17 protein-coding genes are annotated in these 23,099 nt (G+C 36.1%); 12 read left to right on the top strand and 5 right to left on the bottom strand.

Features of this window, described 5'->3' with window-relative positions:
- Window positions 1-10 precede the first annotated feature (10 nt).
- Entirely contained in the window at window positions 11-2,506 is a 2,496-nt protein-coding gene (locus DIT68_RS11600; protein ID WP_158276177.1) for a S8 family serine peptidase, read from the bottom strand.
- Window positions 2,507-2,671: 165 nt separating this feature from the next.
- Here DIT68_RS11600 and DIT68_RS11595 point away from each other — a divergent pair, with 165 nt between their 5' ends.
- The 7 genes from DIT68_RS11595 (at window position 2,672) to DIT68_RS11565 (ending at window position 12,723) form a co-directional block, all read left to right on the top strand.
- Window positions 2,672-4,261, top strand: a complete 1,590-nt coding sequence (locus DIT68_RS11595; RefSeq protein ID WP_158276176.1) for a S8 family serine peptidase — start codon at window positions 2,672-2,674, stop codon at window positions 4,259-4,261.
- A 156-nt stretch (window positions 4,262-4,417) separates the two neighbouring features.
- Window positions 4,418-5,527 carry a hypothetical protein gene (locus tag DIT68_RS11590; RefSeq protein WP_146194203.1) on the top strand — a complete coding sequence of 370 codons (1,110 nt, stop codon included), beginning with the start codon at window positions 4,418-4,420 and terminating at the stop codon, window positions 5,525-5,527.
- Window positions 5,528-6,013: 486 nt separating this feature from the next.
- Window positions 6,014-7,354, top strand: a complete 1,341-nt coding sequence (locus DIT68_RS11585; RefSeq protein ID WP_109359969.1) for an NAD(P)/FAD-dependent oxidoreductase — start codon at window positions 6,014-6,016, stop codon at window positions 7,352-7,354.
- Between the two features lie 3 nt (window positions 7,355-7,357).
- Complete coding sequence (locus tag DIT68_RS11580) at window positions 7,358-8,965, top strand: 4Fe-4S binding protein (RefSeq protein ID WP_109359968.1); 1,608 nt, start codon at window positions 7,358-7,360, stop codon at window positions 8,963-8,965.
- Window positions 8,966-9,027: 62 nt separating this feature from the next.
- Window positions 9,028-9,741, top strand: coding sequence for a glycosyltransferase family 2 protein (locus DIT68_RS11575; RefSeq protein WP_109359967.1), 714 nt, complete (start codon window positions 9,028-9,030; stop codon window positions 9,739-9,741).
- A complete protein-coding gene (locus tag DIT68_RS11570; protein WP_233244189.1) occupies window positions 9,738-11,363 on the top strand; it encodes a cellulose synthase family protein in 1,626 nt (541 codons plus the stop codon). The genes DIT68_RS11575 and DIT68_RS11570 overlap by 4 nt, the downstream gene beginning before the upstream one ends.
- A 16-nt stretch (window positions 11,364-11,379) precedes the next feature.
- Window positions 11,380-12,723 carry a hypothetical protein gene (locus DIT68_RS11565; protein ID WP_109359966.1) on the top strand — a complete coding sequence of 448 codons (1,344 nt, stop codon included), beginning with the start codon at window positions 11,380-11,382 and terminating at the stop codon, window positions 12,721-12,723.
- Window positions 12,724-12,780: 57 nt separating this feature from the next.
- Here DIT68_RS11565 and DIT68_RS11560 read toward each other — a convergent pair whose 3' ends face one another.
- From DIT68_RS11560 to DIT68_RS11550, 3 genes are all read right to left on the bottom strand, one after another.
- Window positions 12,781-13,392 (bottom strand): hypothetical protein, encoded by a 612-nt coding sequence (locus DIT68_RS11560; protein ID WP_109359965.1) that lies wholly within the window; start codon window positions 13,390-13,392, stop codon window positions 12,781-12,783.
- 46 nt (window positions 13,393-13,438) lie between these two features.
- On the bottom strand, window positions 13,439-14,008 hold the full coding sequence (locus DIT68_RS11555) for a hypothetical protein (protein WP_109359964.1): 570 nt from the start codon (window positions 14,006-14,008) through the stop codon (window positions 13,439-13,441).
- Window positions 14,009-14,175: 167 nt separating this feature from the next.
- Window positions 14,176-15,588 carry a DUF4301 family protein gene (locus tag DIT68_RS11550; protein ID WP_109359963.1) on the bottom strand — a complete coding sequence of 471 codons (1,413 nt, stop codon included), beginning with the start codon at window positions 15,586-15,588 and terminating at the stop codon, window positions 14,176-14,178.
- Between the two features lie 50 nt (window positions 15,589-15,638).
- Here DIT68_RS11550 and DIT68_RS11545 point away from each other — a divergent pair, with 50 nt between their 5' ends.
- The 3 genes from DIT68_RS11545 (at window position 15,639) to DIT68_RS11535 (ending at window position 19,229) form a co-directional block, all read left to right on the top strand.
- Entirely contained in the window at window positions 15,639-16,412 is a 774-nt protein-coding gene (locus tag DIT68_RS11545) for an O-methyltransferase (protein ID WP_109359962.1), read from the top strand.
- A gap of 91 nt (window positions 16,413-16,503) precedes the next feature.
- The gene (locus DIT68_RS11540) at window positions 16,504-16,956 is read left to right on the top strand and encodes a hypothetical protein (protein ID WP_109359961.1); all 453 of its coding nucleotides are present in this window, start codon (window positions 16,504-16,506) and stop codon (window positions 16,954-16,956) included.
- 137 nt (window positions 16,957-17,093) lie between these two features.
- Window positions 17,094-19,229: a Na/Pi cotransporter family protein gene (locus DIT68_RS11535; protein WP_233244188.1), complete on the top strand. Its 2,136-nt coding sequence runs from the start codon at window positions 17,094-17,096 to the stop codon at window positions 19,227-19,229.
- 542 nt (window positions 19,230-19,771) lie between these two features.
- Here DIT68_RS11535 and DIT68_RS11530 read toward each other — a convergent pair.
- Entirely contained in the window at window positions 19,772-20,983 is a 1,212-nt protein-coding gene (locus tag DIT68_RS11530) for a porin (RefSeq protein WP_109359960.1), read from the bottom strand.
- A 245-nt stretch (window positions 20,984-21,228) separates the two neighbouring features.
- On the opposite strand from DIT68_RS11530, the gene DIT68_RS11525 reads away from it, so the two are divergent.
- Both DIT68_RS11525 and DIT68_RS11520 read left to right on the top strand, forming a co-directional pair.
- Window positions 21,229-21,912 carry a response regulator transcription factor gene (locus tag DIT68_RS11525; RefSeq protein WP_109359959.1) on the top strand — a complete coding sequence of 228 codons (684 nt, stop codon included), beginning with the start codon at window positions 21,229-21,231 and terminating at the stop codon, window positions 21,910-21,912.
- Window positions 21,912-22,958: a sensor histidine kinase gene (locus DIT68_RS11520; protein ID WP_109359958.1), complete on the top strand. Its 1,047-nt coding sequence runs from the start codon at window positions 21,912-21,914 to the stop codon at window positions 22,956-22,958. The genes DIT68_RS11525 and DIT68_RS11520 overlap by 1 nt, the downstream gene beginning before the upstream one ends.
- Window positions 22,959-23,099 lie beyond the last annotated feature (141 nt).

Below are 23,099 nucleotides of genomic sequence, written 5' to 3'. Positions count from 1 at the left end.
TCAAGCCTTACTATTGTTTAAAAAACGGTAAGACTTTACTTCCATACTCTGTTTCTATTTTTATGAGGTAAGCACCACTGGATAAAGTACCTATTTCTACTTGTATTTTTGAATTATTTGTTTGTTGAGATTTAATTATTTGCCCTGTTGCTGAAGTAATCACAATTCCTCGAATAATTGTGCCTTTTGCATGAATATTAAAAGAGTTTTTGGCTGGGTTAGGATACAATTGTATGTCCGCTTTATGTTCTTTTTCAATATTCAATGTCCATTCCAAAGCGTTAGAAAAACTTTTACAATTATCTGGCCCTTGGACAGCAACGCTATAATAACCTATTTCTGCGGGAGTGTAGGTTTGTAAAGTAGCGCCATTTATGGGGTTGTCGTTCAAGTACCATTGATAATTTGGGGCATTACTAGAAATCAGGGAATTTCCTAACTGCTGAATCGTCGGATTTTGTAAGGGACTTCCTTGCACTATAATGAGGGTGTCGGAATAAATCTTACAAGCTTGCTGATCTCTTCCACTTAAGGAAATGGTGTCTGGCTGCGAAACGATTATTTCTGGTGAAAGCGCACCTGTTGACCATTCATAATTTTGCATTGATATATTAGCGGTGAGTTGCACTGGCATTTGACAAATTGCAGAATCTCCTAAAATTTGAAGATTTCCGTTTTTATAGGTTAATAAGTCAAAAGCATTCACCTTTCCATAACCAAATCTGTTATTTGGCGTACTTCCTGTAAACAAATCACTCTCCGCTGTTGCGAATAAGTCATTCATAAATTCTGCCGACGAGCTGTTTTTGCATCTTTCCAAATAAAGGGCTGCAATTCCGGCAACGACAGGAGAGGCCATAGAAGTACCTCCATTTCTGAGGTGAAAACCTCCTACACCAAGTTGTGTATCAAAGGCTGGATTTCCGACCATAAACATTGGCGCACTCCCCAAAGTTACATCGCCTGCTGCACTAATGTCGGGTTTAGTTACACCATCTCTTGAAGGTCCGCGGCTTGAGGTGGGTGAAATATTCCCTGGAGTGGTCATGTCACCCGGATAGTATTGCGTTCCCGCATTTGTAATGTGCCCTAATCTTCCCCTTAAGTTGGCAACTGAAATCACATTCGGCGAACAATTCCATGAAGAAACAATACTCTGTGCATTGTCAGGAGAAACATAATTAACGATGGGCGGATATTCGAGCGTTGTAGGAATCGTTTTTACAATTTTGCTCAATCCCATCCAAGCGCCACTCCAAAGATCGTATTTTCCTGCTCCTGTTGTGCTAAAGCGCATGAGGTAATCCGTTGAGTCGATGTTGGAGAAAAAGCCTTGTAAGTGATAATTTCCTGCAACATATTCTGTGTAAATTTCTAAAGTGGCTATTCTATCTCCGTTGCTGCTGTATAAGGTGTCAAAGATAGGGGTTCCAACATTTATTTGCGCGAAACGATAAACGGTCTCTGCTGCATTGGCATAAGAAGGTCCGGGTCTATTTGCACCAAAGGAATAACTGAATTGTGCGTCGGAAACATCAGACCATAAATCGAAAAAAGCTGTATTGTTTCCCAGATTTCCATTGGGATTATTTTCAAACCAAATAAAATTTGTATCGCTGACATTCATCGTTTGCTGGGCGTGATAATCTTCCGTATTTCCAGAATTTCCTGCTGCGCAAATGATAATTCGTCCATTTTTTTCGCTGAGCAAAACATCCATTAATTCTGCTGCGGGATCTTTACCATCATGGCTACCTAAGTAACTTCCAACGCTTAAATTGATCACAGCGGGTTTGTTCAAGCTGTCGGCTACCTTAAAAATAAAGTCACAAGCATCAGCTACTGTTAATGTCCAATTGGGTAGGTTAAAATTAGTCTCAACGAATATAATATCCGCCTCAGGAGCCATTCCTTTATTTTTTCCGTTGGCCAATCCGTTTCCAGCGCAAATACCCGTTACAGAGGAACCATGACCACCAGACTCTTCATTGCTTGTGATTGTTCCATTTTGAATTTCATTGGCGTACCATATTTGCCCATAATTATAGGGCGCAGGAGAGTTTGTAGGGTTAGTTACGGACTGATCCCAATAGCGAATAACTCTGTTGTTTCCATAGACATCTGTAAAATCGGGGTGTGTATGGTCTAATCCAGCATCGACCAAGCCAATAATCACACCTTTTCCAGTATAACTGTCGATGAGAGGAGTGTTGCCGTTGTGCACGGGATCTACATCGTGCATCACACGTGCGGTATCATCTAGTAAAGAGGGCGGAGCATATTCGAAGTAAAAATCATTGATTTTCTTTGCTTTCAAGTTTCTCGAAATCCAAGCGGCAGATGCTGTAATATAGATCCAATTGTCTGTTTTTCTTTTAATAACAATACCTTCCCTTTCTAAAAAGCCTCTATTTTCGTTTGTATTTTCAAGCGTAAAAGGAATTTTTAAATTGGGATTTTTCTCTGCAACTTCCTTAAAGCCTAACTTTTGGGAAAGAACAGCCATGGGACTTAGTACTAAGAATACGCAGAATATAATTTTTTGGAATACCATTTGTTTAAGTATTTGACCTATTAAGAGACGAAAATCGTCTTACAAACAATAAATATCGTAAAATTGTGGATTAATTTCAACTTTTGCGTTAATTTCAACGGGTAAATAAAAATGAATATGAAAAGAATATTTTTAAGGATAATGCTTCCTGCTCTTTTAGGAGCTTACTTTTCTACAGCAACTGCGCAAGTAGATAAAAAAGTATTAAACTGGTACAACTCTAGTAAAACTGGAATGTCGACAGACAAAGCTTATAAGAAGCTTAAGAATATGACACCAGAAACAGTTGTCGTGGCGATTATCGATTCAGGAATTGATGTCGAACATGAAGATTTACAAGGGAAAATCTGGGTAAACAAAGGTGAAATTCCAGGAAACGGAATTGATGATGACAATAATGGCTACATCGATGATATTCACGGATGGAATTTTCTTGGAAACAAGGACGGTGAAAACATAAACACAGCACGTTTAAATGTTACTAGAATTTACGCTGAGTTAAAGCCTAGATTTGAGGATGTAGATTCTTCAGATGTAAAAAGTGAAGACGCTGAAGATTACGCGCTTTATTTAGAGACAAAAGAATCAGTAGAATCTAATCGAGAAAAATATAAATCGATTATTGAACAAACTGAGCAGTTCAGAGATCAAATGCTTCCTAATCTTCCGGGAATGATTGCTAACATGATGGAAGTGGAAGAATATGATGAAAAGTCATTGAAAAAATGGAAAACTGATGGACCGCAGCAAGAGCAAATGAAGCAAATTGGTCTTCAATTGCTTTCAGGAGATTTAAATGCAGAGGTTTTAGACAAACAAATCAATCAGCTACAAGGAATGATTGATGGGCATTATAATCCAGATTTAGATGAAAGAGCGCTAATTGGAGATGATATTTATGACATCACTGACACAGATTACGGTAACAATGACTACGAAGGTCCGGATGCATTGCACGGAACTCATGTTGGTGGTATTGTAGCGGCAACTCGCGGAAATGATTTAGGAGGAGACGGTGTGGCAGATAACGCTGTTTTAATGTCTTTGAGAGCTGTTCCAGATGGAGATGAGTTTGATAAAGATATCGCTTTAGCTATTCGTTATGCGGTAGATAATGGAGCGAAAATCATTAACGGTTCATTTGGGAAATCTTACTCAAGCCTTCCAGTAGCAGTTTATGAAGCAATCACGTATGCACAAGAAAACGATGTTCTTTTTGTTCACGCTGCAGGAAACTCTGCAAATGATTTGGCAGTAAATAGCAATTTCCCAGCAGTGAAATATGATTTCCAAAAATATCCATTTACACACTTATTGACCATTGGAGCATCTACTCGTGTTCATGAAGAGGAATTGGCGGCAAGATTCTCAAACTATGGTAAAGACCAAGTAGATATTTTTGCACCAGGTTATGAAATTTACAATACTTTCCCAGATAACGAATACCAAGCAATCAACGGGACGTCTATGGCCTCTCCAATGGTAGCAGGTGTTGCAGCTTTGTTGAAAGGATACTTCCCTTCTTTAACAATGGCTGAAGTTCGTCAAATCATTCTTGATTCAGGAGATTACTTTGGAGATACTTACCAAAAAGTACCGGGATCTGATGATTTAGTGAGGTTTGATAATTTGTCTAGATACGGAAAAGTTGTAAACGTAAAAGCAGCTGTTGAATTGGCAAAAGAGAGAACAACAGAAAAGAAATAGTTTGTCTTAAGATTTCGATGTTTGTGCTAAGCTTATGATTAGGTACAGTTTCATTGAAAAACTCAGGATTCATTCCTGACATATCTTAATCCATTGGTTCTTGAAATAAAGAAATCAGTAGATGACAAAAACTAAATATTAAAAGGGTGTTCACTAATGAGCACCCTTTTTTATACTCAAACAATTATGATTCAAAAAGGCAGTTTACTTATTCTTATTTTAATATCTTTTCAGTTAAATGCCCAAAGGGTTTTTCCTCTTTTGGACAATCGAGATTATTTTAAAAGTTTTCATGAGGGCCAAACAAGACAATTGGATCATTTAAAACCGATTGATTATAAATACTCGGAGGAATTAATTGCTTTCATAGATAACAAAAGAGATTTGTTTGTTTATGATGGAAAAACAAATGAAAAATTAACTGGACTTGCCAATGATTACAAGATTGGAATAAATCTAGTCGCTTGGAATACGGGGCCTGTTGTTTCTGTTTGGGATAACGGACGAATTTATGATCTAACATTGTTTGGAAGAAATTATGAAGTTTCCGACAGTTTGGTGGTTTTTGAAGACCTAAGAGATAACGTAATCCGCGTTTATTATAAAGGTGAAATTCATGATTTATTTTATAGTATTTCTGATTTGTATTTTCCTCAAACTATAGGCAGTAATACCGTAGCCTTTCGTGGAAATGGGAATGTTCATTATGCTTTTATTCGAGGAGAAATTATTGAATTAGGGGTGTTTAATGAGGCGATAAACTTTGCTGCGGGGGCAAATCTTGTTACTTTTAATGATCCATTTAATCAGTCTTTTGCCGTTGCTTTTCAAGATGAAGTGCTCGATGTTGAGCCTACAATGGTGATGAATTATAAAGCAGGGTATGACCAGTTTGTTTACACAGACAGGAACAATAACCTCAAGGCCTATATTGATGGCGAATTAATAACACTGAGTTCTTATCCGCAGTTTTATGAAGTTTTTAGAACCATGGTAGTTTGGGGAGAAAACGGGGTTTTGTATACCTACAATAACGGTACACGCTACGAAATCGCAAACTATATTCCTGATGAATACAAGATCAGAGAGGGGATTGTGGCATTCAGAAATTTAAATGGTGGAGTTTCAGTGTTTCACAATAATGAAGTGGAAATAGTGAGTAATTTATCAGGAGCGCCTTTTGAAGTGAATGGAAATACCGTACGTGTTCAGGTGAACAAAGGAAATTATGTTTTCTTTAAAAATGGATTTACTTATCAGGAGTAGGGTTGTTTGCATTGTAGAGGCGCAATGCATTGTGTCTCTACAATGCAAACAAACAATCCTTCGTTAAACTATTTGTCACTATCGCTTTGCTGTATTTATTTTCAGTTAATCCCCAAGTTGTAAGAATTCCTGTATAAATTTCTCATATTCTAGCAACAACCATTTTTGACATACTCATTTGTGTTTGAATTTGTACCAAATACAGTGAAAATGTAACATTTTGGCACTTACTCAAATGGTTTTGATTGAGTCTTGATTCTTAAAACCTAAACTCCAATTTTGTAAATAATTTGCTGAATTGCTTTAACTGTATAGAATTCGTTTCGAAAATAATTTCCTTTTTAGACTTAGAAGGAACTGAACGATCATGTACTTTGTTTATTTAAAGACTTTCCTAGTTAATAATTAGCTCAAACTTCCATTTTCCATTTTTTATTCTAATATTGTAAGGATGTAGATTCTCTCGTCACAATAAAATTGATAATCATGGAACATGTCGTAATAATTGGAAATGGAATTGCTGGGGTGACAGCTGCTCGGCATATCCGAAAAAAATCGGATAAAAGAATTACGATTATTTCCTCAGAATCAAAATACTTTTTTTCCAGAACTGCACTTATGTATGTTTACATGGGACACATGCGGTTTGAAGATATTCAGCCTTATGAAAATCATTTTTGGAAAAAGAACAGAATCGATTTAATTGAAGACTATGTAGATGAGGTAGATTTTCAATCTAAAACCCTGAAATTACTTCAAACTCCTCCCATTCATTACGACCAATTAATTTTAGCCACAGGTTCTAAGCCCAACAAATTTGGTTGGAAAGGACAAGATTTTCATGGTGTTCAAGGACTTTATTCCAAAAAGGATTTGGACTTGATGGAACAAAACACCCGAGGAATAAGTGAAGCTGTTTTAGTGGGAGGCGGATTAATTGGTGTAGAAATGGCAGAAATGTTACTTTCTAGAAACATTAATGTTACATTTTTAATTCGTGAAAAAACTTTTTGGGGAAATGCACTTCCAGAGTCCGATAGTAATTTTGTAACCCAACATTTAAATAGGCATCACGGATTAACTTTGCTTTTTGAGGAAGAGCTAGACGAAATTATTCCCGATAATTCCAAAAGAGTAAAAGAAATTAAAACCAAGTCAGGAAAAATAATTCCTTGTCAATTTGTAGGCTTGGCTGCGGGCGTAAGTCCAAACATTGATTTCTTAAAAAAAAGCGAATTGGAAACAGACAAAGGGATTTTAGTCAATCCAGATTTGTCTACCAATCAAAAAGACGTTTATGCCATTGGAGATTGCGCACAATTTAGAACACCCATTAACGACCGAGGTCCGGTAGAACAAGTTTGGTATACAGGCCGAATGATGGGAGAGACTGTAGCACAAACAATTGTAGGGAACAAACTCAATTATCAGCCTAGTCATTGGTTTAATTCCGCTAAATTCTTTGATTTAGAGTACCAGACCTATGGCAGAGTTTGGGCAAAACCCAAAGATAATGAAACTAGTTTTATCTGGAAAAATGACAAAGAAGAGGTGCTATTGCATTTCGTATTTGATAAGGATTCAAAAGAATTTAAAGGGATAAATACTTTCGGATTGCGGTTAAGACATGAGTTATTTGAAAAATGGCTTAATGAAAAAGCGACTATTCAACATGTTTTGAAATACCTAAAAACTGCCAATTTTGAACCCGAATTCTTTAAGCATTTCGAGAAAGAAATCGTTGAATCCTTTAATCAAGAGTTTGATGAAAAAGTAGAGCTTGCACCAAAGAAATGGTGGGGAAAATTAATGAAAGATAAAGTATAAATCATGGGAACGACAATAAATTACTCTATCGCAGGAGATAAAACACAGAATTTAAACCTGATGCAAAAACTGGGTTTAACATTAGGTGCAATTTCCTTGTTTATTCTTCTTTTGACCTGGTTAACGGGTTTAACATTAACTCCGAATTGGTTGTATTTATTCATCCTTTTATTTGGATTTTCAGCTGGACCGGTGCTCTACGCTATCGGAACATATAAAGGACTTCCTGCAGGAATTAAAAATAACGGCGTTTATTTTAATTCGCTCACCAATCGAGGTGCTTTAGGTTGGATAGGTGCAATAATTCTGACCTTATTTTATGTTTGCTTGTATTGGTATGGCGATTGGTTTGGAGATGGAACAGGGGCAAAAGGAGCCAACGAAGGAACTGTTGCTTTGTTTGATCCTTTGAGCCAATTTATGAGAGGTGCTCCAGCAGATAAATGGTTTTTATACGGAACCTTTTATACTGTCGCCATTGTATTTTTAGGTGTGAAGTTCATGTATAAATACCGAAAAAACAGATACCATTTTATCAGAACAGTGGTGGTCATGTTTTCACAATTGGTTTTGGCCTACATTTTACCTTATGTTTTAGAAGGGCTAAATGCAACGGCTGGAGGTTATTATTCTTTAAACCCAGTAAATGCTTGGCCTTTAAATTCGGATTTTCTCACCGGATACAGAATTGATGCTAGAATTGCTCCAGAAAATCAACCTTTGGGAGTAGCCTATATGGTTTGGGGAATAATTCTCTTCTTAATTGTGACTCCTTTTGTGACTTATCTCGTGGGGAAACGTTGGTATTGTTCTTGGTTTTGCGGTTGCGGTGGATTGGCAGAAACAGCTGGAGATAATTTTAGGCACTTGTCGGATAAATCTATAAAAGCATGGAAAATTGAAAGGTGGTTGGTGCATTCAATTATGGTTTTTGTAATGTTAATGACCGTTGCCGTAATGTATTCCTATTTTTCTAAATCAGAGTTTAAACTCATGATGTATTTCCCAGCGTGGGTAGGTTATAGTTTGCTTTTCGGATTGCTCGGATTGGCGGTTTTGTTATTCCTCTTCTTGTATTTTAAAGGAAAAGGAAAGTCAAGAAATTTCATGCTGGTGGGCGCTGTAATTGGAATGGTGATGATCATTTCAATGTTATTCAGTTATCTCGGAAACAGCTCTCAAGCATTTGGAATAAACAGCAATACCATCAAAAAAGGATATGGATTTTTCGTTGGTGCAATTTTCTCTGGAATCGTTGGAGTCGGCTTTTATCCTTTACTCGGAAATCGGGTTTGGTGTCGATTTGGTTGTCCAATGGCGGGGTATATGGGAATCATACAAAGATTCAAATCAAGATTTAGAATTACAACCAATGGCGGCCAATGTATTTCTTGCGGAAACTGTTCAACTTATTGCGAGCAGGGTATTGACGTGAGAGCTTATGCCCAAAAAGGTCAAAACATTGTGAGGGCCGCTTGTGTTGGTTGTGGTGTTTGTACTTCAGTTTGTCCGCGAGGAGTTTTGAAATTAGAAAACGGGCCAGAGGAAGGACGAGTAAATGACAATCCTATAATCATTGGGCATGAAGGCCATCCAACATTGCGAAGATAAGCAATTGACTTGTCGGATATTTGCTATGTTTGCGGTTTAAACTAAACTTACTTCAATATTAAATGACACAAATCAATGAAATTGATTACACTAAAGTTTTTGTTGTAATTCCTGCTTTTAATGAAGAGCAGTCTATTGGAAAAGTAATAGAAGCTATTCCACTTGTTCCTCGAAAAAACGTAATTGTAGTCAATAATAACTCTACAGACAATACTCAAAAAGTGGTAGAGTCTTTAGGTGCAACCGCTTTATTTGAAGCCAGAAAAGGCTATGGTTGGGCGTGTTTGAAAGGATGTGCATTGGTTGAGGAGTTGAAAGGGGAAACTATCGTTTTTCTGGACGGAGATTATTCAGATTATCCAGAACAGCTTCCTGAAATTGTTGCACCTATCTATCACAAAAACATGGATTTAGTCATTGGCTCACGTGCTTTAGGAAATCGAGAAAAAGGTTCAATGACGCTTCCCCAGCATTTTGGTAATTGGTTGGCTTCAAAATTGTTGAAAATATTTTATGGTGTAAATTACACCGACCTTGGTCCCTTTAGAGCAATGCGTTTTGAAAGTTATAAAAAGCTCGGGATGAGCGATAAAACCTATGGTTGGACAATTGAAATGCAGATAAAAGCAGCTCAAAAAAAGATGAAATATTGCGAAGTTCCAGTCAATTATAAAGCCCGAATTGGAGTTTCAAAAGTAAGTGGAACAATAAAAGGTGCGGTAATGGCAGGAATTAAAATTATATTTGCAATTTTTAAGTACAAATTTACTAAATGAACTTGGTAATTATTCTTGACAGCGCCCTTGGCGACCCAACTTGGATGTTTAATTGGGGAGACGCTTTTGGCTTCGAACATTACTTTGCACACTTGCTCGCAAAGCTAATCCTAATTGTTTACGGTATAAGTCTCGTGTTGATCTTATTTTACAGTATTCTCCAACTTTCCTTGGCGGTAAAATACAAAAACAGTAAATCCGAAGTGAAAAAGGCACTTCCTACATTTGACCCTGAAAACACTCCTTATGTGACAGTTCAGCTGCCTATGTATAACGAATATTACGTTGCTGAACGTGTTATTGAACGTGTGGCGCAAATGGATTATCCGCTAGATAAGCTTGAAATTCAAGTGCTAGATGATTCAACTGATGAAACAGTTGATGTAATCGCACGAAAAGTAAAAGAAGTTCGTGAAAAATATGGTGTGGACATTAAACATATTCACAGAACAAATCGAGTAGGGTATAAGGCTGGAGCTTTAGACAGTGCCTTGCCTGATGCAAAAGGTGAGTTTGTTGCCATTTTTGATGTCGACTTCCTTCCTGATGTTGATTTCCTACAAAAAACAATGCCGCAATTCCGTGATCCAAAAGTGGGAGTTGTGCAAACCCGTTGGGGACACATTAATAAAGATTATTCTTTATTGACAGAATTGCAAGCTTTTGGTTTGAATGGTCACTTTGCTATTGAACAAGGAGGAAGAAGTGCAGCAGGACATTTCATTAACTTTAATGGAACGGGTGGTGTTTGGAGAATCAAATGTATTGAAGAAGCAGGAGGTTGGGAACACGATACTCTAACCGAAGATCTTGATTTAAGCTACAGAGCTCAAATTAAAGGTTGGAAATTTAGCTATTTAGAAGATGTTATCGCTCCAGCAGAATTACCAATCACGATGAGTGCCTTAAAAGGACAGCAACACCGCTGGATGAAAGGTGGAGCAGAGTGTTTCATCAAAATGAACAAACGAATATTAACGGCTAAAAATGTTAGGCCAAGTGATAAAATTCATGGCTTATCCCACTTGTTTAATTCTTCAGTTTTTGTCTTTATTTTGGTGATGAGTTTGTTGAGTCTTCCGGTTTTGCACATCAAAGACAGCTTTGAAGATTTGAACTATTTTATTCAATTTGGAAGCATATTTATCATGTCTACTTTGTTTTTGATGTTCTATTACTGGAACTCTTACAGAGATAAAACAGAGGATAAACCAAAATCTTTGCTACAGTTTGGTAAAAGGTTCTTTCAGTTCCTTACTATTTCAATGGGACTTTCTTTAAGTAATGCGGTTGCAGTTATTGAAGGCTACATGGGGATTAAAAGTTCGTTTGTGAGAACACCAAAATTTAATGTTGGCGCAAAAGAGGAAGGGAAAGTTGAAAACAAATACGATAAGAAATCAATTTCTTTAATTACTATTGGAGAAGGAATCTTATTTTTAGTTTTCGGATTTACTGCCATTAACAGGTTGGCGTTTGGTGATTTAGGAATGGTTCCTTTTCACTTAATGTTGGCAATTGGATACGGATCGGTATTCTTCTACAGCATTGCGGAAGTTAGACCAGCGTTGTTTTCCTTTGTTCCCAAATTTAGTACAAGAACAAGTAACGTGAATGCGTAACTAGATATTTATTAGCATGCAATCGAATTGGAGAGGTTTATTTGGAGCAATTTTGCTTTACGTAATACCTCTCTTTTTGATTTCTTATGTTTCGCAGCAAGAAGATTTTGTTCTTAGTTTTGCGTCATACACTGTTTCTTTTGCGGCCTTCCTTTATTTCATCAGAGTAAAAAATAATTTTTCCATTCAAACTTGGAAAGTTATTGCATTTATATCGTTTCTGATTCCATTATTTTCTCTTCCCTCACTATCTCCGGATGTTTATCGCTTCTTGTGGGACGGGGAATTGACTACTCTGGGAATTCATCCTTATTCAGCTATTCCAAATGAATTAATTGCAAATAATAGTTTGGTGGCTGATTCGGAATATATGAATTTACTTTATGCTGAAATCACGGAACTCTCGCAACGCAATTTCTCTATTTATCCTTCAGTAAATCAATTCTATTTTTTGATTACTGCTTTAATGAGCAATGATCTATTTGTCTCGTTAATTACATTGAGAATCTTGATGTTTTTAACCCTTTTAATAGGATTTAAATACCTTTTAAAAACGCTTGAAATTCTTTCTATTCCGCTAAGTAATTGTGTCTTTCTTCTGCTTAATCCTATTTTAATCATCGAAGTAATAGGAAACTTTCATTTCGAGGGAATTATGCTTTCTTGGTTAATGGTAGGGATTTATTTCATGCTAAAACACAAGTGGCTAAAAAGTGCATTCTTTTGGGCAATTGCAATAAATATAAAACTGACTCCGTTGATATTATTGCCCTTTTTACTTCGCTTTAAAGGCTTTAAAACAAGTCTAAAATTCTATATTTTCACTTTCCTTTTCTCGGGAGGATTTTTATTGATTTATCTCTGGCCAAGCGTCTTCTGGAATTTCATGCAAAGCATAGAATTGTACTTCGATAACTTTGAATTTAACGCTGGAATATTTTATCTCGTAAAATGGATTACTTCCTTCTTTGTTGAAGGAAATCCCACCTTAATTGTCGGTCCAGCATTGTCGATTATTGCTTTCTTGTCTATATTATTTATTGCTTTTCATAAGCCTATTCATTCCAACAAAGAATGGTTGGAAAGAATGATGTGGGGATATGTTGTTTATCTTTTATTAGCCACAACTGTTCACCCATGGTATGTCATTCTCCCGCTCGGACTTGCGATTTTTTCTGCTAATTTAGGTGTGTTGTTTTGGTCTTTCCTCATCATGCTTTCTTATGGATTTTATGCTTTTGGAAATGCTACAATTGGTTATACCTTAATTGCAATTGAGTATATTCTGCTACTTTATTTCTTGTTGTTTCCAAGTAGTTTTGTTTTAAACAGAATTAGAGATTTCTTGAATTTGGATTGAGTGGTTCGTATCATCAATTAACGCACTTTTATTTTATACTCTTCTTTAATGAAGTACCTACTTTTTCTTTTCATCAATCAATCCTCTTAAACTAGTAATTGGATTTAGATTCTCAATATTTGACTCATCGAGTTTAACCCATTCTATCCAGTCTGGCCCTAGTGTGATGTCATATTCTCCAATAAGTCCATCCAACAAAATATAAATCGCATTTTGAGTTTGTGGACTTTCGTCAAAATCTCGAATGTTTAACTCAATTCCAATTTCACCATATTTCCCATCTTGGTATCTGAAATAAATGTCAGAATATCCTATGTTTAAATCTCCATATTGAATTTGAAGATCATCACCTGGAATTCTTTGTCTGAAGGCATTGAATTGCCAATTCTTAATTTCGGGTGCTTTTTCAATCAAGCCCTCTACATAAGGGAAAAAGTCCTTAACTCCTTCGGCTGAAATGGTAAATTCTCGTACCCCATTTTCATGGATGGGACTAAATTCAAAAACAAGATTTGGATGGACTTTATTTAATTCACTCTTTAAATCGGTGAGTATTTCATCTCGTACCTCAAGATTTTCTATTTCATGATAAAAAGTGTCTTGAGATTTAGAAAACCAATTCCAAAATTTCTCTTCTTTTGAACGTTTGTTGGATAGTGAAAAATTCATGGTGTAAATATTTAGGTGTTTACGTCTTTATCGTTTTCTCTTTTGTTTACCTCAAAGATTTATAATTGTTAATCCAAGCGGGATCTAAAACATCTCTCAATAATTTAAAAAAACTAGAATCTACAAAATATTCCTGGTCATAGCCTCTTACGCCATAGCGCTCTACAATATACGCTTGCTGTTTCAGCGAAGGGCGCATTTCCCCATTACTCCATCCTTCACCAAGTTCATGCTCAAAAGGATGTGCATCAAATCTTATTTTCCATAAGGAGTCGAATGCAGAGTTGTAATCTAGAATTCTTCCATCAGAAAGGGTGTCATTTACGATACCGTTTTTTTCGAAAATTTTGCTAAAAACATTTGACCTAGGAATAGGCCATTGTCCGGTTCCAATTTTAACAATTTGATCTAGTCCAACAGGTTGATTTCCTGCCAAACGATTGTTTTTGAAATAAAATAAAGAATATTGTGTGAGTCCGCCAGTAGGTAGAATTCCTATTTTTACACCAAAGGAAACACGATCAGGTCCGCTGTAAAGCAACCTGTCCTCTTTTTCAAGACTAAGCAGACCCACTAAAAAAAGCGTGAGAAATATATAATAAATGCTCCGTTTCATAAACTTCAGTACTAAAGTACAAAAAGAGTAGAACTAGTTAACATTATTTAAGAAAAATATATTTTAGTCGGTATAAATTTTAATGGAAATTATATTGTTATTAGTCAGTAGGTTATACTCCCTGAATCCTTAAAGTCTTCAGTTTGTCATACTTTCACCCCTTTTTTTTAAGCTTGTTCAATATGAGACTTATTCAATAAATCCAAGACAGTTTTCACTGGGGTAAACGTTTCTGTAGGAACTTCAACAAAGATACTTAACCAGTCCGACATGCTTCCATTCCACAAGCCTGGACGCTCAATAAAGCGGATGTCTTTTTCTTTATAGGTTTTTTCAACGATGAAATATTTATTTGGATCAGCAAAATCATTTAAATCCAATTTTTTTCCATCGATATCTTTGGTAGAAATAGCCATTAAAACAGGATTGAAATATTGACTTTGAACCATTAATCTGTATTGGTTTCCATCTTTTCCAATTTGTGATTTCTCAACAATTTGTTTCGATTGTTTTCCATTTTCCTCTACCCAAAATGGTCCACCACCTGGCTGTCCTTCGTTGCGCACCATTCCACAAATACGGATAGGACGGTAAATAAGCGCATGCAATTCATCGTCCGATAATTTCTCAAAGTCTAGACTTGGATTGGTGAAATGGTAAAGAAGGTTAAGCGCTGCCAATTGACCTCTTGGGTTTTCGCTTTCAAGCGCTTCTTTTAATTCTGTTTTTACGACTTCAACCATTCCTCCTAAATACCTGAGGTTTTCTATTGAAGCCTGAGAATGTGCCTCATGCTGAATATTGTCGATGTTTTTGATGAAAATGATATCGCTTTCAATCGCATTCAGGTTTTTGAGCAAAGCACCATGACCCGAAGGACGAGTGAGTACCTCTCCTTTTTCATCTAAAACCACATTTTTATCTTTGTCGAAAGCGATAGAATTAGTTGAAGGATCTTGCTCGCTCCAATCAATATTGCATTGTCTACCTGTTAATTGTCGAATGGAGTCTAAGGCTTCTTTTATTTCTTCTTCATGCGCTTTGTTTATCGTGAAGTGGAAATTGATTTCGTCCTCTTTTATTCTTAAGCCTTGCAACAGTTGCTCCTGAAATGCATTTAAAATAAAGCTACGAGAGCGGTGAAAAGGGACTAAACCTTTTGGAATAACTCCCAATCCAAGTCCATTGGGTTTTAATAAGTAAGAAACAAAATCATCTAAACTTATATCATATTCGCGAACTTTTCTTTTTAAAGAGAATGGCAATAATTCAAAAAATGCAAAGGATTCTATTGCATTTAAAAAGCGTTCTGTTTTACTTCTTGTTTCCTCGTTTGGGTCTGCCAAAAATTCGTACAAAAATTTAAACATACGCGATCCAGTTCCAGAAGCGGGAATAAAAAAGTGAATCTTCTGATTACCGTTGTTGAATTTAACTTTAAACCTATTTTTTTCAAAATCAGAGTGTCGAATAATTCCGTCATTCAATCTGCAAGGGCTAACAAGGTTTATCTCAGGTTGTTTTTGAAAAACCAATTCCTTGTGCTTGGCAATAATAGTTTCATTGTTTTTTGGATCCATGAAATTTGAATGTTAAGTTTATGTACTTTTAACGAAGAATAAAGGTGTTTATGATTTATTTAGTTCGTGAATATATAAAATATTGTTTGATTGCAAAAAACAGACATGGAATTCACTCTCCATTTGTGTACGACTTTAATGATAAATGTTTGTCACTCCCTATTCCTAAGTTTGAGTATAGTGTTTTTAAGGCATTACAGAAATCCTACGCAAATAATCGAGAAAGTATTGAAGTTACAGATTTAGGCGCGGGTTCTAGAAAACTAAAAAAACAGCGCAGTATTTCTAAAATAGCCAGCGTATCTGGCAGCAATGGGAAGTATGGAAAATTACTTTTTAGGTTAGTAGCGCATTATCAGCCTAAAAAGATTTTGGAGCTTGGCACATCTTTAGGATTAGGGACATATATGATGTCTTCGGCGTCTGAAGAAGTGGAAATCACTACCGTAGAAGGGTGTAAAAATACGTACGAAATGGCCAGAAGAAGCTTTCCTTCCTCGCAACATATTAAAGTAGATTTTGTAAACAATGACTTTCTCAGCTTTCTGGAGAAGCTAAAAAATGACATCGTGTTTGACTTAATTTTTATAGATGGCGATCATAAAAGTGAAAGCCTGTTTAAACAACTTGAATTATTATCGCCGCACATTCATGATGAAACAATTATTGTTTTGGATGATATTCGATGGTCTAAAGATATGCTTTTTGCTTGGAAGGAATTGGTCCGTAATCCGTACTATCATTTGACTATAGACCTTTTTAAACTCGGGATTATAATGAAAAGATCGCATCAAGAAAAGGAAGGATTTGTAATCAAATATTGAGCATCAAGAATATTTTTGGTAATAAAAATGCGAAGTTGTTAAAAAGTATTAAATATTTTTATATATATTGTATGTTCAAACAGCTACCAAAATGAACCGATACTTAGAACAACTTGTTGATGACATGAATATAGCAGTTGCAAATCAAATTGCTATTCGCAGTCATTTAGATATTTTAGGCGAAAGCGAAGTCTGTGAATGTGAGGATGGAATTCCAAGAACTGATAACACAGCACCATTATCAAAAATAATTGGATTTGATCGATGTTATTTCCCTCCCGAGGAGAAATTAACAGATGATCAAGTAACCGTTGTTTACACGCACCTTTTGTGTGTTTTAGACAACTATAATTTCTTTTTAGATTTTCCAGATAATGTCGATGTGAGAACGAAATATCTAATGGTTTTAGACGCCTTGGATGAGGAGACAACCTACTCAAATGCAAAGGTTACAATTCTTGAATTTTGTGACTATGACCATGATACGTGTCCCTTCGGCGCAGAATTGTGTCAATGTAAAAAGTATGAGGATATGGCCAGTTAATCTATGTTTTTCTTTATAAAGTGTTGAATTCGCATAGGTAAACTGTGCGTTAACTAAAGTTAATGTTTCCTTAACATTGAACCCAACTTTACTATTGCTTAGCCTATTATTTTTGCCCCAGACTATAATTATGTTTAATGAAAAATAAACTCGTTTTATCGCTTGCACTTTTATTCGTTTCATTCTTAACATTCAACATGAATGCCCAAGATGAAAACAATCAGAAAGCTGCGCCCAATGAATTAATTCAAACGATTAATTCAAAAACCATTGAAAATATATCATCGACATCACAGATTGAAGCTTTTACAACTTCTTGGAATCTGAATTATGAAGTTTTTCAAGAATTGAAACAGGAAAACTACTCGATTTCTATAAAGTACAATACCAAAATTGGAGCGAAACGCTTTGAAAAAGGTTACAGTAATTCAGAGTGGACAGTAATTGATGGAATAGATATTCACGCGACAAGTTACTCAATTGATAGCCTGGTAGGTGAGGAGTCTTATGTTTACATGATAGGGCTTACGAATGGTGAGAACGAATATTGGTCGAGTAAAAACTCTGCGGATACAGAAAGAGGCTGGGGGATTTTCAGATTTTTGGTGCTGATTGGTTCTCTTGGAATGTTCATTTACGGTATGAAAATCATGAGTGAAGGATTGCAGCAAGCCGCCGGATCCAGATTGAGATATTTATTGGGGTCTATTACTTCCAACAGAGTAAAAGGTGTGCTGACAGGTTTTGGAATCACATCCATTGTACAATCCTCTTCAGTAACGACTGTAATGACCGTCTCTTTTGTGAATGCCGGACTAATGACTTTGGTGCAGTCAGCAGGAGTTATGATGGGAGCAAATATTGGAACCACAATTACAGGTTGGATCATTAATATTTTTGGATTTAAAGTAAGTATTGGTTCTTATGCCTTAGTTTTAATAGCCATTGGTGCACCAATGATGTTCTTTGGTAAGCAAAAATTGAAGGCCTGGTCTAGTGCAATAATTGGATTCTCTTTGTTGTTTATGGGATTAGGTTTCTTGAAAGATGCTGTTCCTGAATTGGGACCCGATTCTGCTTTGGTGCAGTTTTTTATCGATTTTAAAGATATTCCATTTTTAAGTACAATTTTATTTGTGTTCTTAGGAACTTTAGTTACCCTAATTGTACAATCTTCCTCCGCGGCAATGGCTTTGACCATGACCCTTGTTGCAGGTGGAATTATTCCTTTTGAAGTAGCAGCAGCGATGATTTTAGGAGAAAACATTGGAACAACAATTACTGCTGAGTTGGCTTCAACGATAGGTAACGTTCACGCAAAAAGATCTGCACGAATTCACTCATTGTTTAATGTAATTGGAGTGGTTTGGGCTATTCTGCTATTCCCATTTATTCTTCAAGGAATCGAATACTTTATGCTATCTATTGGAGCAGGAAACCCATTCGAAAATCCAAAGGAATATGCCAATACAGGTATTGCGATTTTCCACACCGCTTTTAACTTACTCAATGTGCTGATATTGATTTGGTTTGTTCCAAATATTGTTCGTGTAGCAGAAAGAACAGTAAAATCTAAGGGGGGAGCAGATGAAGAGTTTCACTTGGACTATATTGGAGCGGGTTACATGTCAACTCCAGATTTATCTATGCTTGAAGCCAAAAAAGAAATCGCTAAGTTTGGTGAATTAACAAGTAGAATGTCTCGTTTCTCTCGTGATTTGTTATTCGAGAAAAGTAGAAAAAATCAAAAGAAATTAATTGACCGTATTGCTAAATATGAGGAGATTACCGATAGAGTAGAGGTTGAGGTAGCGAATTACTTAGGTAAAATATCAGAAGGGGAGTTGAGTATTGATACCGCAATTCGTATTCGAGGAATGAACAGTATTGTGAATGATTTGGAGCGTATCGGAGATGTTTTCTACCAAATTTCAAAAAGTTTAGAACGCAAGTCTGAGGATAAAATTTGGTTTACACCACATCAAAGGGAGCGCCTAGCTGAATTGTTTGATCTCGTGGATGAAGCCTTTGCTGTAATGTGTGAAAACCTGAAAAAACACTCAGCCGATGTAGATTTAACTGTTGCCAACGAAGTAGAAGAACGCATCAACAAAAAACGTGATGAAATTCGTAGCGAATACCTTGATGCCCTTTCAAAAGACGACGAGGTACACATGAAGGGAGGAATTATTTATAACGATATCTTCGCTTCATTAGAAAAAGTAGGAGATCACATCATAAACGTTTCAGAAGGAATTGTAGGTAAGGTTTAAAAAACTAAAGTATTTTTTAAAGACTGTTTCGAGTTATCGGAGCAGTCTTTTTTATTGCACTTGTTTTTTCTTGTTTAAATAATAACTGATGGTCCTTCTTAGAGTTAATTTTGAGAATATGAAATAACTATTGTTTTAGCGGTTTAATGATGACGCAATGTATTGATTTTGATAGATTTGTTAAACCAATCACCGGTTGTAACAATAAAGTGAAACACCGGGAAGATCTCGCCGCTCTACCGAGTGAATTTTATCTCTTTTCACACCCTCTTCATCAAAATTATTGAATAAGGCATGAGCTATTAGAATAACGCCGAATCAAGAAAGATTTCTCAATCAACAACATAAAATAGCTGGAATTCTATCTTGGCTGGAATGATAGTTAACTTATGAACCTTAAGAATTGTCGCTAATTTGTTTAATGGAGGATGTACAGATAGTTAGTTTTTTTATTTCTGATTGTTTATTTGGTCATTTAGATCGCAAAAAAAAAGCGACACATAATGCATCGCTTTTGTAAGGGGGGGCAATTCTAAATAAGGTTAAAACCCAAATTCAATTTGAACTCGCCATTGCAAGGCATCGTCAAAGAATCTATTTTCAATATAGCTCACATCCGTTTGAATCTTCAAACTGTGGTTTTTAATGTATTTGGAAGCTGCAAGTGTATAATAAATCTGGTTTGGGGATCCAGAAAATCCAGGAATTGAGGATACTTCTGTAAATCTAGCAGCGATTTCATAGTTACTTTTAAACAAATAGCCTGCCTGTAAATTGATTGCAGAACCAAAATCATAAGCTCCCACAGAATTTCCCTCAGCGTCTACTAAAGACCTATTGTTATCGGCTGTTCTTCTAATGGCGTATTCACCCATGGCAGAAAATCCTTTATATTTGAACATGAAGTCGATAAAGCCAGTATAGAGATCTTTATAAATTGCATCGGTAGATAAGAATTCGCCCCTATTTCCTCGGCTTCTTACCGCTTTTCCATTGATATCAAACATAAAAGCCAAGGCCAGTTTAGGTTTTTGTTCACGGTAAATGTCTGCACCAATATAAGCACCTTTTTTAGCAAAAGCTCCAAATGGCATTATTTCTAGTTTAAAAGAAGATTTATAACCTCCCAAGTTTCCCATGGTCACATTTCGTCCTTCACCTTGCGACAATGCTGCTGTTAGGTGCAAGCCAAACTGTTTTCCTAAAACTTTGTCATAATGCAAGCTCGCGCCAATATCACGGTCCAAAGTGAACTTGCTATTAAGAGCCGAACGATCTACAAACTGCATATTTGCAGAGGAAACAATTCTTTCTCTATTCCCTGGAAGTTTAAATTGACCTGCTTTTATTGAAAAAGCTTTGAAAAAGTTCCATTTTAAGTAGGCATCGAGCACTAAATTTCCTCCCTCACCATAATATTCAGGCCCACCATGATTAAGGTCGCGATTGGAAAGCCCTAATTCAACTTTGTAGGTCAGTTTAGGTGAGTAAGCAAATCCATCAAACTTTAATCTTGCTCTTCGAATTAGGAAGTTTGAATTAAATTGGCCTACATCAGAAAAATCATCGTTATGAATACTCCAATTTCCTAAAAATAAAGTTTGAAAACGAGCCGATACTTTTACGCCAAGGGTAGAATCTTTGGCGGTGAAACGAAAACCATCACCAAAGCTATATTCTTTTACCTGTGTTTGGCCATAAAAGGTAAGTGATGTGATGAAAGCTAGAAAAAGAACGGATTTTATTTTAAACATATATTAAATAATTGATAACAATTAAACAGCTCCACTAAGCTACTCGTTTTTAATGCTTTTATGAAGCTATGTACTTTGAATTTGTGGACAAATATACTGTTTGCGTATCTGAATCATAGTATTTTAATTAGGAATTAATAATGTCTTAACATTGGTCTCTTTTTGTTAACTTAAGAGTAAAATAGAATTCATGCGGGAGCAGATTTTTGAGATTAACTTTGCTTTTGTAAAGAATAGAGAAAGCTATGAATAATAAAGCAACAATACTTTTTGCTGATGATGATCCGGATATCTTGGAAATGATTTCCTATAATTTAGAAAGAGAAGGTTATCGAGTGATAACTGCTGTGAATGGACAAGAGGCGGTGGAAGAATGTCAGAGAATTAAACCAGATTTAGTTTTGTTGGATGTAATGATGCCCAAAATGGACGGTGTTCAAGTTTGTGAAGCAATTAGAGCAACAGATTTAGAGACACAACCGCTCATTGCTTTCCTCACTTCTCGTGCCGAAGATTATTCACAAATTGCGGGTTTCAATGCCGGAGGAGATGATTATATCAATAAACCCATTCGTCCAAAGGTTTTATTGAGCAGAATTGAAGCTCTTTTACGCAGAGCAGGGGGAGGCGTAACTGCAGAGGTGCAGGCTGAGATAAATCCAGATTTGATTTTAGATACTGATCGTTATCTTCTACTTTTCAAAGGAGATGAGTTATATTTACCCAAAAAAGAATTCGAATTGCTTTCTTTCTTGATGAAAAGGCCAGGTGTTGTGTCCAATAGAGATCAAATTTTGGCCGAGGTTTGGGGAGATGACACCATTGTAGGAGAGAGAACCGTGGATGTTCATATTCGAAAATTACGAGAGAAAATTGGAGATAATTATATCCGGACAATTAAAGGAGTAGGTTACACATTTAACGCATAATGAAGAATCTTAAACCAATACAAATTGTGTTTTTTGGAGCAGTAGCACAAGTAGTTATACTTGTTGTATTGTTGTTTCTTTACCGAAGTTATGTTGCTTTTCTTCCCCTTTTAAATATTTTGGCTATTGCGCTCTTGAGTGGTTTGATTTCTTTCGGATTAAGCTTTTATTTCTTTAAGAAATATATTCAAGAACGCTTAGATTTAATTTTTAGAATTATAGACCACGGAACGAATATCAATGTTGACCAACCAAAAATAGAAATGCGCCAGGATCCTATTGGTGAAGCAGCTAAAGCTTCCGTCGATTGGGCAAATGCAAGAAAAGTTGAAATCGCTAAATTGAAAGAACAAGCAGCGTTTCGACGAGAGTTTTTGGGGAACTTAGCCCATGAATTAAAAACTCCAGTTTTTAGTATTCAAGGTTATATTTTGACTTTGTTGGAAGGTGGATTAGAAGACGAAAAAGTTAACCGTAAATTTTTAGAACGTGCCGCTTTCTCAACGGAACGAATGTCTGAAATTTTAGAAGACCTCGATCAAATCATGAAGCTGGAAGTCAACAGGGTTGAAATTAAAAAAGAAGCTTTTGATATTGTTGATTTAACAAAGGACCTTATACTTTCGTTTGAAGAAAGAAGCCAAGAGAAAGGAGTGGAAGTGAAATTGGCAGAGCGATACGAGCCCATCTATGTCAATGCCGATAAATCAAAAATAGCTCAAGTAATCACGAATTTAATTGCCAATTCTTTGAATTATTCATCAGAAAACGGTAAAACTACAATTCGGTTTTATGAAATAAACAACACCTTAATGACCGAAGTGGCGGACAATGGAATAGGGATTGAAGAAAAAAATATTCCCCGTTTGTTCGAACGCTTTTACCGCGTAGAACAAAGTAGAAACAGAAACGAAGGCGGTTCAGGACTGGGTTTAGCCATTTGTAAACACATCATAGAATCGCATAACGAAACCATTGCCGTGAAGAGTAAAATAGGAGTGGGAAGTACGTTTTCTTTTTCCTTGAAAAAGAGTAGTAGGAATTGATGGTGGTGTAAAAATAATGAGGAGTGCTTTTTTAAAGAGGATTATTCTTTGATGATGGGCGCGGACGATTGCAAATCGCCCTTGCATTATCTCTTCGATTAATGATCTCTTTTTGATAATGTGGTGGGGACGATTTACAAA

Origin of the sequence: Brumimicrobium oceani, from assembly GCF_003143775.1 — a bacterium.
Taxonomy (GTDB): domain Bacteria; phylum Bacteroidota; class Bacteroidia; order Flavobacteriales_D; family Crocinitomicaceae; genus Brumimicrobium; species Brumimicrobium oceani.
This window is presented reverse-complemented; position numbering and strand designations above follow the sequence as displayed.